This window comes from Shewanella oneidensis MR-1, assembly GCF_000146165.2.
GTDB lineage: Bacteria > Pseudomonadota > Gammaproteobacteria > Enterobacterales > Shewanellaceae > Shewanella > Shewanella oneidensis.
This window is the reverse complement of sequence record NC_004347.2, coordinates 338,888-351,485: the sequence shown is the minus strand read 5'-3', so window position 1 is coordinate 351,485 and position 12,598 is coordinate 338,888. Positions and strand designations below refer to the sequence as shown.

The window sequence follows — 12,598 nt, the reverse complement described above, 5'->3', positions numbered from 1 at the left end:
GATACGCTGCAACCCTACATAAGGCTAACACTCTGTATTTAGTCAACATTTATGCAGCTTTAACCAAAAAGGTAGACGGTGATATTGAGCCTGTCTGCAATAACCATAGCGTTAACGGAAGGGAAGGATTATGTCAGACGCAAAAAAATTAACGGGTGCAGGATTACGTGGCCAAAGCGCGGGTGAGACTGCACTAAGTACTGTAGGTGTATCGGGCAGCGGCCTGACCTACCGCGGTTACGATGTGAAGGATCTGGCCGAAAACGCCACCTTCGAAGAAGTCGCTTACCTCATCCTCTACGGCGAATTACCCACCACAGCACAACTTGCGGCCTATAAAACCAAACTCAAAGGCATGCGCGGCCTACCACAGGCATTAAAAGAAGTGTTAGAGCGCATTCCTGCCGACGCCCATCCAATGGATGTGATGCGTACCGGTTGCTCTATGCTGGGTAACCTCGAAGCTGAGCACAGCTTTAGCGAGCAAAGCCAAATTGCCGACCGTTTACTGGCGGCCTTCCCATCGATTATCTGCTACTGGTATCGCTTTAGCCACGATGGCGTACGTATCGACACCGAAACCGATGACGATCAAATCGGCGCCCATTTCTTACACCTGCTGCACGGCAAAGCGCCTTCTGCCCTGCACACCAAAGTAATGGACGTTTCGTTAATTCTGTATGCAGAGCATGAGTTTAATGCTTCAACCTTCACCGCTCGTGTGTGTGCATCGACGTTATCGGATATGCATTCTTGCGTGACTGGCGCAATCGGTTCACTACGTGGCCCACTGCATGGCGGCGCCAACGAAGCGGCGATGGAACTGATCCAAGATATGAAAGACGAAGCCGATGCCCGCGATGTGCTCATGGGTAAACTCGAGCGCAAAGAAAAGATTATGGGCTTTGGTCACGCCATCTACCGTGACTCAGACCCACGTAACGCCATCATCAAAGAATGGTCAGAAAAACTGGCAGCAGATTATGGCGATGATCGCCTCTATCGCGTATCGGTCGCCTGTGAAGCACTAATGTGGGAACAGAAAAAACTTTTCTGCAACGCCGACTTCTTCCATGCCAGTGCTTACCACTTTATGGGCATTCCAACCAAGCTGTTTACTCCAATCTTCGTTTGTTCACGGGTAACGGGTTGGACGGCACATGTGATGGAGCAGCGCTCAAACAACCGCATCATTCGTCCAAGTGCCGATTATGTGGGTGTATCGCCACGCAAAGTGATCCCCATTGCCAACCGTTAAGCACAACTGACCACACTTAGCGCGAGACTTAACTCAATGTGCGTCTCGCGCCGACTTCATTTTCCGAAATGGATGATGTTATGAGCACTGTTATGAACACCCAATATCGCAAGCCTTTACCCGGCACAGCACTCGACTATTTCGACACCCGCGAAGCCATTGAAGCCATTGCCCCCGGCGCCTACGCGAAATTGCCTTACACCTCGCGCGTGTTAGCGGAAAATTTAGTGCGTCGCTGCGAACCAGAAATGCTCACCGCCTCACTAAAACAAATTATTGAATCAAAGCAAGAACTGGATTTCCCATGGTTCCCTGCCCGAGTCGTGTGCCACGATATTTTAGGCCAAACCGCACTGGTAGATCTTGCAGGTTTACGTGATGCGATTGCTGCTAAGGGTGGCGATCCAGCGCAGGTTAACCCAGTTGTTCCGACTCAACTGATTGTTGACCACTCATTAGCAGTGGAATACGGTGGTTTCGATAAAGATGCCTTCGCCAAAAACCGCGCCATCGAAGACAGACGCAACGAAGACAGATTTCACTTTATCAACTGGACCCAAAAAGCCTTTAAAAACATCGATGTGATCCCGCAGGGTAACGGCATCATGCACCAAATTAACCTGGAGCGTATGTCACCCGTGATCCATGCTCGCAACGGTGTGGCCTTCCCCGATACTCTAGTCGGCACCGACAGCCATACTCCCCATGTGGATGCGCTGGGTGTTATCGCCATTGGTGTGGGTGGTCTTGAAGCCGAAAGTGTAATGTTAGGCCGCGCCTCATACATGCGTCTACCCGACATTATCGGCGTGGAGCTAACAGGTAAACCTCAGCCGGGCATCACTGCAACCGATATCGTGCTGGCTTTGACCGAATTTTTACGCGCCCAAAAAGTGGTTTCTTCATATTTAGAGTTCTTCGGCGAAGGCGCTGAGGCCTTAACCCTTGGGGATCGCGCAACCATCTCGAACATGACGCCAGAATTTGGTGCCACGGCCGCCATGTTCTACATCGACCAACAAACGCTAGACTACCTAACCCTCACGGGCCGCGAAGCCGAGCAGGTTAAGCTGGTTGAAACCTATGCGAAAACGGCTGGTTTGTGGAGCGATGATCTCAAGCAGGCTGTCTACCCACGCACACTGCACTTTGACCTGTCGTCGGTTGTGCGCACCATAGCTGGGCCTTCTAACCCCCATGCACGCGTACCAACCTCAGAGTTGGCCGCACGCGGTATCAGTGGCGAGGTTGAAAACGAGCCAGGGTTAATGCCAGATGGCGCAGTGATTATTGCGGCCATCACCAGCTGCACTAACACCAGTAACCCACGTAACGTGATTGCGGCGGGCCTGCTTGCACGCAACGCCAATGCCAAAGGTTTAACCCGTAAACCTTGGGTGAAGACCTCACTCGCCCCTGGTTCTAAAGCGGTACAACTGTATTTAGAAGAAGCCAATTTACTGCCTGAACTTGAGTCCTTAGGCTTTGGTATTGTCGGTTTTGCCTGTACCACCTGTAACGGTATGAGCGGCGCCCTCGACCCCGTTATCCAGCAGGAAGTGATCGACCGCGATCTGTACGCTACCGCTGTATTATCCGGTAACCGTAACTTCGACGGCCGAATTCACCCTTATGCTAAGCAAGCCTTCCTCGCATCGCCACCGTTAGTGGTGGCCTATGCGATTGCGGGCACCATTCGTTTCGATATCGAGAAGGATGTCTTAGGCCTCGATAAAGACGGCAAGCCAGTGCGCTTAATCAATATTTGGCCGTCGGATGCTGAAATCGATGCTGTGATCGCCGCAAGCGTTAAGCCTGAGCAGTTCCGCAAGGTTTACGAACCCATGTTTGATTTGAGCGTCGACTACGGCGATAAGGTCAGCCCGCTGTACGACTGGCGTCCACAATCAACCTATATCCGCCGCCCACCTTACTGGGAAGGCGCATTAGCGGGCGAGCGGACTCTCAAGGGCATGCGCCCACTGGCAGTATTAGGTGACAACATCACCACCGACCATTTATCGCCATCAAACGCGATTATGATGGACAGTGCGGCGGGTGAATACCTGCACAAAATGGGCTTGCCTGAGGAAGACTTTAACTCCTATGCGACCCACAGGGGCGACCATTTAACCGCCCAGCGCGCCACCTTCGCCAACCCTAAACTCAAAAACGAGATGGCAATTGTCGATGGCAAGGTGAAGCAAGGCTCACTGGCACGTATCGAGCCAGAAGGCATAGTCACCCGCATGTGGGAAGCCATTGAAACCTATATGGATCGCAAGCAGCCGCTGATTATTATCGCCGGCGCAGACTATGGCCAAGGCTCATCCCGTGACTGGGCGGCAAAAGGTGTGCGCTTAGCGGGAGTTGAGGCCATTGTTGCCGAAGGCTTTGAGCGTATTCACCGCACAAACTTAGTCGGTATGGGTGTGTTACCGCTTGAATTTAAGGCGGGCGAGAATCGCGCGACCTACGGCATCGATGGCACTGAGGTATTTGATGTTATTGGTTCAATCGCGCCAAGAGCAGATTTGACCGTTATCATCACCCGTAAAAACGGTGAGCGCGTTGAAGTGCCTGTGACTTGCCGTTTAGATACCGCCGAAGAAGTATCAATCTATGAAGCTGGCGGCGTACTGCAACGGTTTGCGCAGGACTTTTTAGAGTCGAACCTGAAGTAAGACTCGCGCTAAAAGGCGGCAATGCCGACAGGCTTGCCGCCTATATCGACGCTAATCTTTTCGCTATTCCCCTTGGAGTTAATAGCATGAGTAATAAACTTTTCCCGCCCCAGATTAAAGTGGCAGCGACCTATATGCGCGGCGGCACCAGTAAAGGGGTGTTTTTCCGCCTGCAGGACTTACCCGAAGCAGCCCAAGTGCCCGGCCCTGCGCGTGATGCACTGCTGCTGCGCGTCATTGGCAGCCCCGACCCCTATGCTAAGCAAATTGATGGTATGGGCGGCGCAACTTCTAGCACCAGCAAGACGGTTATACTGTCACACAGCAGCAAAGCCAACCATGATGTCGACTACCTCTTTGGCCAAGTGTCTATCGATAAACCTTTTGTGGATTGGAGTGGTAACTGCGGTAACTTAACAGCCGCCGTAGGCGCTTTTGCCATCAGCAATGGGCTGATTGATGCTGCACGTATCCCGCGAAACGGTGTCTGCACCGTGCGGATCTGGCAAGCCAATATTGGCAAAACCATTATTGCCCATGTACCCATCACAGATGGTGCGGTGCAAGAAACGGGGGATTTTGAGCTGGATGGCGTGACCTTCCCCGCCGCCGAAGTCCAAATCGAATTTATGAACCCTGCCGCCGATGATGACGGTGAAGGGGGCTGCATGTTCCCCACGGGCAACCTTGTGGATGTGCTGGAAGTGCCGGGCATTGGTCGCTTTAACGCTACTATGATTAACGCGGGCATCCCGACCATTTTTATCAATGCAGAAGACTTGGGTTATACAGGCACTGAGCTGCAGGACGATATCAACAGCGATAACGCTGCCCTTGCCAAGTTTGAAACTATTCGCGCCCATGGCGCACTGCGTATGGGGCTTATCAAACATATTGATGAAGCCGCATCACGCCAACACACGCCAAAAATCGCCTTTGTCGCTCCGCCCAAAAGCTATGCGTCATCGAGCGGTAAAACCGTGGCGGCAGAAGATGTCGATCTTCTAGTACGCGCGCTCTCCATGGGCAAACTGCACCATGCGATGATGGGCACCGCCGCAGTTGCCATTGGCACTGCCGCAGCGATTCCCGGTACATTAGTGAACCTCGCCGCAGGTGGTGGAGAGAAAGAAGCAGTACGCTTTGGCCATCCCTCTGGCACGCTACGCGTGGGTGCGCAGGCCGTTCAAGAAAACGGTGAATGGACAGTGATTAAAGCCATTATGAGCCGCAGCGCCCGTGTGCTGATGGAAGGTTTTGTTCGCGTGCCTAAGCCTTAGACCAATATATAGAGTTCAACCAAAGGCCTTGCTTCTCCCCCTTCCGGCAAGGTCTTTTTTATTTCTCTGCCCAGTTAATCCCGATATGTTGGCATTCAGTAAAAAATGCTAAACTTGCTTTGGTTACAGCTGCTAATTATAAAATCCTTTGGGCTGCATAAACCTGTGAATAAATTAATTATTATTTTGAAACTGAGTTCGCGTCTACCTTATTCTTAACGCGATATCCCCAAAGTAAAGTTAGCAATGCCTCCCAATGTTGGGATTTATAGGGGTAGCTTTGAGTCAACCAATCCTTAGACTAATCTTTAGCGTGCTCTGCATTATCAGTTTTTTTACGGTGCCCTCCACAGGCTTGGCATTACCTTTAAATGCGGCTAACACACAGCTGAAATTTGAACACATTCGTAGTGAAGACGGGTTAAACCAAAATACGATTACTAGCCTTTTTATGGACAGTGCTGGCATGCTGTGGATTGGCACTCAGGATGGTCTCCATAGCTATAACGGCTATAACTTCAATCTTTTTATCCACTCACCTAATGATCCTAAAAGCATTTCAGAAAGTTATGTATCGGATATTATCCAGGATGCAGAAGGTTATCTCTGGGTGGGGAGCTTTAGCCAAGGAATCAACAGGCTCGATTTAAAAACCGGCACCTTTAAACGTTTTGGAGTAGAGCAAGGCCTCACTGATCCCAGAGTGACGAAACTCAATATTGTCGGCAATACACTGTGGATTGGTACTCAAAGTGGGTTATTTTCATTCTCCACGAGAACGAATCGACTCACCAAAGTATCTCTGGGCACTAGCATTGAACCCTATATTACTAGCCTTGCTAACGTAGATAATACCTATTTACTCGCAGGAACGAAGGGCAGTGGCACCTTTGCCGTCAGTGCAAATACAATTACGCGGCTCAATATACCGCAGGATGCCATTGCCTATCAGGTTAAAGCCAATTCAAGTCGCGCAATAACTTTAGCCCTCGGCAATCAACTCTGGCACTATGATCTTGCTACTCAGCAGGGAAAAGCTCTCTGGCAAGCTGACAAAAATATCCCATATATCAAGGATTTTATTCAAACGCCCGAAGGGCAATTCTGGGTTGTAGGGCCAGAGGCGGGCTTAATCCAGTTAGAACGTGAAGCAGATAAATTCGTAGCGACTTATCATCAATACGATATGAAGCGCACAAACAGTATCAGCGAAAACAATATCTTAAGCCTTCTTGAAGATCCTTTCGGTAACCTGTGGCTTGGCGCAAGTTATTCTGGGTTGAATAAGATCAACACTCGACGCCAATATTTTCAGCATTTGTTTGAATATACGAACGAATTACCGCTGCAGAGCAACAATGTCCGCACCATTTACCGCAGCCAAGATCAGGCGCTATGGATAGGAACTGAAGGAGCAGGCCTTAAGCGCTTAGCCGTCAATAGCACGACATTTGAGCACTACACCTCCTTTTTTGCCAAAGCGTTAGGGCAACAGACTCAGCACTTAAATTTAATCCTGCGCTCGATTGTCCAAGATAAGCAAGGCATTCTCTGGTTTGCCAGTAATTATGGATTAGGGCGCCTCACTCCCAACGGTGAGTTTAACCTGCTTAATGTTGCTGATAGCCGAGACACTTCAGCAGAAGCTAACTATATCCGTAGTCTAGAGTTAGATAATCAAAATAGGCTGTGGGTGGCGACATCCCATGCGCTATACCGAAAATCCAGCGTAAATGATGAGTTCACCCCAGTGCCACTCACTGGAATTGAAAATTTCCATCCAATTCAAAACCTGTTGCTGACGCTTAAATCGGATAAAAATATCCTATGGATTGGCTCGCTTAATGGCCTAGTGAAATTGGATATGCAAACGGGACATGGCGAAGTTTTTTATCATGATCCCCATGATAAAAATAGCATTATCAACAATCGCATTAGAGACATTTTTGTCGCAAGTAATGGTGATACCTGGTTTGCTACCCATGGGGGCATTAGCAGGCTACCAGCTCAAGCCTTATCCCCTATTTTTAGCGACTATACCCGCGAGCAAGGCTTGCCCAGCGATACGATTTACGCCCTGTTGGAAGATGATGACAACCACATATGGTTCAGCAGCAATGCAGGAATTGGCAAGTTGAATCCTCATAATGGCAAAATCATCAATTTCAACGAACAGGAAGGCCTGCAGGCGCTGGAGTTTAACGGTGGCGTTAAACTTAAAGACAGTGATGGCGATCTTTGGTTTGGCGGGATTAATGGCATCAATCGCTTTAACCCTAAAACCTTACCTAATCAAAGAAGTGAAGCAAGGGTCGCACTCACTGCGTATAAAATTGCCGGTCAAAAACAGACTATCTTAGATCTCAGCCATCCTCCGCAAATCGTGATGAACTATGCAGATCAATTAATCAGCTTTGAAGTGACCTCACTGGATTTCAGCTACCCAGGAAAAAATCGCTTTAGTTATTTTCTCGAGGGATTTGATAACCAATGGCACGATTTACCCACAGGTAATGAAATCACCTTTACCAATATCGATCCAGGCAACTACCTACTGCACGTGCGTCACTCTCTAGAGTACAACAGCAAAGGTAACTATGCGCTTTTGGTCAATTTAACCGTCAAAGCCCCTTTTTATCGCACCCCATTTGCCTATGCGTTTTATGTCCTATTTACGCTGGTTTCAATGGGGTGGGCTTTGAGGTGGCGTAAGCAGAAACGCTCACAACAACAAGAGTTTGAAACCAGCATTCGCGCTTCGGAGGAGCGGCTTAAACTAGCCCTTTGGGCTTCTGGCGACGGGATGTGGGACTGGAATATCCAAGAGCAACAAGTGTATCGAACCAATACGGATATTGCGGTTCCGCAATGGAACGGCCACCAGCTGCTGCACGACAATGCTCACCCCGAGGATAGGGAAAGATTTAAGTATGAGCTGACCGAACACTTACAAGGCCGCTCTCCATTCTTTGAAGTCGAATACCGTATTGAGCATTCACCAGGTAAATGGGTTTGGATCCTTGAGCGGGGCAAAGTGGTCGAAACCAATGCACAGGAGCGCCCCATTCGGATGACGGGGACGACCCGTAATATTACCTCGCGCAAGTTGATCGAAAATGAACTGGTGCTCTCATCCCAAGTACTCAACAGCATGAACGAAGCTGTAGTCGTTGCAGGCTTAGACTATCGAATTCGCTCGGTCAATCCGGCCTTTAGCGCTATCACGGGTTATTCTGAGGGGCAAATCAGCGATAAATTCTTAATCCATCTAGCCTATAGCAGGCAACAACGGGATCTGTTTAATAGCATTGAGCAGCAGTTACTGCGCCATAAACATTGGGCGGGGGAAATTTGGATCCGCAATAAGGCTCGCCGGGCGATTCTCGTTTGGCTCGAGATTAACCAAGTTATCGACGTAAAAGGCGAAACCAGCCACTTTGTAGCGGTATTTACCGATATTACAGAACGTAAAAAGGCCGAGGAAGATTTACGCTTTCTTGCCAGCTTCGATACGCTCACAGGACTACCTAATCGCACCCTATTTCAAGACAGGCTTAACCACGCGATATCTCAAGCACATAGGTCGAATAATATTGTCGCCCTGCTGTTTTTAGATCTCGATCGTTTTAAGCATATCAACGACTCCATGGGACATCATATTGGCGATCTGCTGCTTAAAGCGGTTGCCCACAGACTGCAAAGTGCCGTCCGCGAAGGGGATACGGTTGCCCGCTTAGGAGGGGATGAATTTACCATTATTTTGGAAGGTGTGGCAAAAACCAAAGCCGCCACCTTGATCTCGGAGAAAGTGCTTAAAGCTTTCCAAGCGCCCTTTTTATTAGATGATAAATCGCTCAACATCTCCACTTCGATAGGTATTAGCCTGTATCCAAATGATGCAAAAGATGTAGATTCATTGATTAAATTTGCCGATACCGCCATGTACCACGCTAAGGCGCTCGGACGGAATAACTTCCAGTTTTATACCAATAAACTCAATGAGATGGCCACTCGCCATATGCAACTCGAAACCGGACTAAAACAAGCCATCTCACACAATGAGTTAAGCCTTGTATACCAACCTAAGTTTTGCCTACGCAACGGTTCTCTGACTGGGCTTGAAGCGCTACTGCGCTGGCAGCATTCAGAATTAGGTCCCATCTCACCTGCAGAGTTTATTCCACTGGCGGAAGAAACAGGCATGATCAATCAAATAGGCCATTGGGTGATTAACCAATCTTGCCAGCAGCTGGCTGAATGGAATGAGTTAGGTTTTAGCGATATCAGTATGGCCGTCAACCTGTCGGCTCGGCAGCTAAAGGCCGATATTATCTCGACCATTGAAGTGGCCCTTGCAGTATCAGGGCTGCCCGCCAAGGCGCTTGAGCTAGAGCTAACCGAATCGATGATCATGGGCAATCCGCAGGAGTCGGTGAATATTCTATCTAAACTCAAGGCGCTAGGTTTAACCATCGCAGTGGATGATTTTGGCACTGGCTACTCGAGCTTGAGTTACCTTAAACGTTTCCCTATCGATACCTTAAAAATTGACCGCGAGTTTGTGCGCGACATTACCAACGACCCCGATGATGCGGCCATTACCAGTGCAATTATCGCCCTCGCCCATAGTCTGGAGTTGAATGTGGTGGCAGAAGGGGTTGAAACCCAAGAACAGCTGAACTTCTTAGCGCTGCAAGGCTGCGATCAGGTGCAGGGCTTCCTGCTGAGTAAACCGCTCAGCGCCCAAGATTGCCAAACGCTATTACAACAACGCACAAAAGATCGGCAAGATGTAAAAAAATAAGGCTCCACAATGGAGCCTGATTCTTTCAATTTAGCCGCGATTAAGGCGCAACACGCTCGACGCGTTTGACCCATCCCTCAGGGCCTTGAACATGACCTTTTTGGATATCGGTATACAGTTTGTAGATGCGTTGAATATGCTCACCCACCTCGCCGTTGCCAACAGTCACCACTCGGCCATCTTCAAAAATATAAGAACCAACAGCAGACACTACGGCGGCAGTTCCAAAACCACCCGCCTCGATAATCTCACCGGATTCGATATCGGCAATAAACTTATCGAGCATCACCGTCTCTTGGCGCACTTCGCAGCCGAGTAGCTCACTGAGTTCCATAATAGATTGCGAGGTAATCGATTTTAAGATGGTGTCGGTGAATGTCGGGATAATCACAGTGCCATCTTTGAGAATGTGGAAGTGGTTCATAGCCCCAGCTTCTTCAATCTGCTGATTGTTGGCATCTAAATACAACACCTGTGAGGCCCCAAACTGTGCGGCAGCTTTACCCGCACGTAATGAGGCGGCATAGTTACCCGCCGCTTTAGAGGCGCCAGTACCACCCGATACAGCGCGATGGTAAGTCTTGCTGATCAGTAGACGAATGCCTTTATTCACACCCGCCGCGTAGTAAGCACCACTTGGGCTTAACACCACGCAGAATGTGTAGCGCGAACTTGGGCTTACAGACAGACGGTCTTCGGTCGCAAAAATAAAGGGGCGAATGTATAAACAGGCACCTTCTTGCATCGGGAACCAAAGACGATCCACATCGATCAAGGCGTTGATCGCATCGATTTGCATCTGCTCATCGATATTAGGAATACAGACAATATCCGCAGAACGATTCATACGCTCAGCGTTTTTATTAATACGGAACGTGTAAATTTCGCCATCTTCATGCATAAAGGCTTTTGCACCTTCGAAGATTGACTGGCCATAGTGCAGCGCCATTGCACCCGGAGCCATTTCAAATGGGCCATAGGGCACAATACGAGGATCGCGCCACTCACCATCGTGATAATCCATTAAAAACATATGATCGGTTCTGAGGCTACCGAAGCCCACATTTCCTTCGGGCTTGAATTGCTCAGTACGGCGTTCGGACGCAGGTTTTAAATCGTATTTTATTTCCATCGCATACCACCTTGATTACTGAACAAGCAGACTAGGTAGCAGCAAGAATAAAGTCAATAGGTGACATTCATCTTAAAGTCTTAGGCGATAAAATATCCTGATAATAAATGTGTTATCAGCTTGCCATTAGGGCATGAACCCTGCAAAAGATAAGGTTCGATAATCTTCAGACGGTTCGTTAAACTCAGCCTCTCCATCGCGCTTAAATATTTATGCGAGAAACAAGATGATATCTGACTATAAAATAATCCCCTGTGCCCACTACGACTACCTTGAACTGGCTTGCCTTCGCGGCTATTGGCTCAAAATTGAGTTGCAAGACGGTAGCCTTTGCTTAGCACGGGCAATCACCATCCAAACCCATGCCGATAAGAGTGAATGGCTGGCCATCGAACAAGAACATAAAGGCCTGCAAACACTGAGGCTAGATACGATTATCGCAATTACACCCACCGAGCTCGATGCCAGCTTTGGCCGTGTTATGATTGCGAGCCAATAGCAAAAGAGGATAAATAAATGGCAAGGATGATTCTATGGGTGGATTTAGGGGATTGGACTGGCGGTCACCATGGCCAATATCCCTATGTAGTGGAATTTGATAGCAAGCGACTCGACGCACCATTTAGCGCCAGTGAGGGCTGGGGCCATGGATTGGGCGGCGCTGCCTATTCATTAGCGCAGTTTGTCGAAACCGAGGCTTATACTCGACTCAAAAACCATGCACCTTGGGCGGTAACCATCATAGAACAAGGTTTAACAACACAGAATATCGAGGAAATTTCCCGAGCATTACAGGCACAGTATGAATCGCACATTCCCGCCATTCCGGCAAATTTAGCCCGCTATTTCTAATCACAGATTGAGTGCTAACCAAACTCTCGCGATAACTGCACCTAAGATTGTGGTGCGCCTAAAATAATTGCTCTGCCTTGGGGTATCACTGCGTATTTAGGACTGCAATCTATGGCATTAATAACCTGAAGACAAATAAAGCCAAGATCGACTCGGCTTTACTTCTTACATGGATGCAGATAGCAGTCTACGCCTTGGCTACCGCCGCAATCACTGAAACTTCAACCAGATATTCAGGCTCAGCAATCGCCGCCTGCACGCAGGCACGAGCTGGCGCATGACCCTTTGGCACCCATGCGTCCCAAACGGCATTCATAGCATCATAGTCATTCATATCTTTTAAATAGAGCGTTGCAGACAGCAAGTGCTCACGGGAACTGCCCGCTTGCGCCAACAAAGCATCCACCTCTTCTAACATGGTGGTCGTTTGTTCAGTGATGTTTTGATACTTATCCTTTGCGACCTGGCCACACAAGTACACAGTACCTTGATGGATCACTATGCTGCTCATACGTGTGCCGACATCTAAACGGGTAATGCTCATAGGGATAATCTCTTCAATCAAATGGTTAATTCTGCGGCCATGTT

8 protein-coding genes are annotated in these 12,598 nt (G+C 48.9%); 6 read left to right on the top strand and 2 right to left on the bottom strand.

Annotation, left to right across the window (positions count from 1 at the left end):
• Nucleotides 1–130: 130 nt before the first annotated feature.
• The 4 genes from prpC (at nucleotide 131) to SO_RS01630 (ending at nucleotide 10,026) form a co-directional block, all read left to right on the top strand.
• Nucleotides 131–1,258 (top strand): bifunctional 2-methylcitrate synthase/citrate synthase, encoded by a 1,128-nt coding sequence (gene prpC, locus SO_RS01645; RefSeq protein ID WP_011070709.1) that lies wholly within the window; start codon nucleotides 131–133, stop codon nucleotides 1,256–1,258.
• Between the two features lie 80 nt (nucleotides 1,259–1,338).
• On the top strand, nucleotides 1,339–3,942 hold the full coding sequence (gene acnD / locus SO_RS01640; protein ID WP_011070708.1) for a Fe/S-dependent 2-methylisocitrate dehydratase AcnD: 2,604 nt from the start codon (nucleotides 1,339–1,341) through the stop codon (nucleotides 3,940–3,942).
• 86 nt (nucleotides 3,943–4,028) lie between these two features.
• The gene (gene prpF, locus SO_RS01635) at nucleotides 4,029–5,222 is read left to right on the top strand and encodes a 2-methylaconitate cis-trans isomerase PrpF (RefSeq protein WP_011070707.1); all 1,194 of its coding nucleotides are present in this window, start codon (nucleotides 4,029–4,031) and stop codon (nucleotides 5,220–5,222) included.
• Nucleotides 5,223–5,478: 256 nt separating this feature from the next.
• Nucleotides 5,479–10,026 carry an EAL domain-containing protein gene (locus SO_RS01630; protein ID WP_011070706.1) on the top strand — a complete coding sequence of 1,516 codons (4,548 nt, stop codon included), beginning with the start codon at nucleotides 5,479–5,481 and terminating at the stop codon, nucleotides 10,024–10,026.
• Between the two features lie 40 nt (nucleotides 10,027–10,066).
• Here the strand turns inward: SO_RS01630 and SO_RS01625 are convergent, their stop codons facing one another.
• Nucleotides 10,067–11,158: a branched-chain amino acid aminotransferase gene (locus tag SO_RS01625; RefSeq protein ID WP_011070705.1), complete on the bottom strand. Its 1,092-nt coding sequence runs from the start codon at nucleotides 11,156–11,158 to the stop codon at nucleotides 10,067–10,069.
• A gap of 229 nt (nucleotides 11,159–11,387) precedes the next feature.
• Here SO_RS01625 and SO_RS01620 point away from each other — a divergent pair, with 229 nt between their 5' ends.
• Together SO_RS01620 and SO_RS01615 are read left to right on the top strand one after the other, a co-directional pair.
• Nucleotides 11,388–11,657, top strand: coding sequence for a Rho-binding antiterminator (locus SO_RS01620; protein WP_164925808.1), 270 nt, complete (start codon nucleotides 11,388–11,390; stop codon nucleotides 11,655–11,657).
• 17 nt (nucleotides 11,658–11,674) lie between these two features.
• On the top strand, nucleotides 11,675–12,010 hold the full coding sequence (locus SO_RS01615; protein ID WP_011070703.1) for a hypothetical protein: 336 nt from the start codon (nucleotides 11,675–11,677) through the stop codon (nucleotides 12,008–12,010).
• Nucleotides 12,011–12,197: 187 nt separating this feature from the next.
• On the opposite strand, the gene SO_RS01610 is transcribed toward SO_RS01615, so the two are convergent.
• Entirely contained in the window at nucleotides 12,198–12,554 is a 357-nt protein-coding gene (locus SO_RS01610) for a RidA family protein (RefSeq protein WP_011070702.1), read from the bottom strand.
• Nucleotides 12,555–12,598 lie beyond the last annotated feature (44 nt).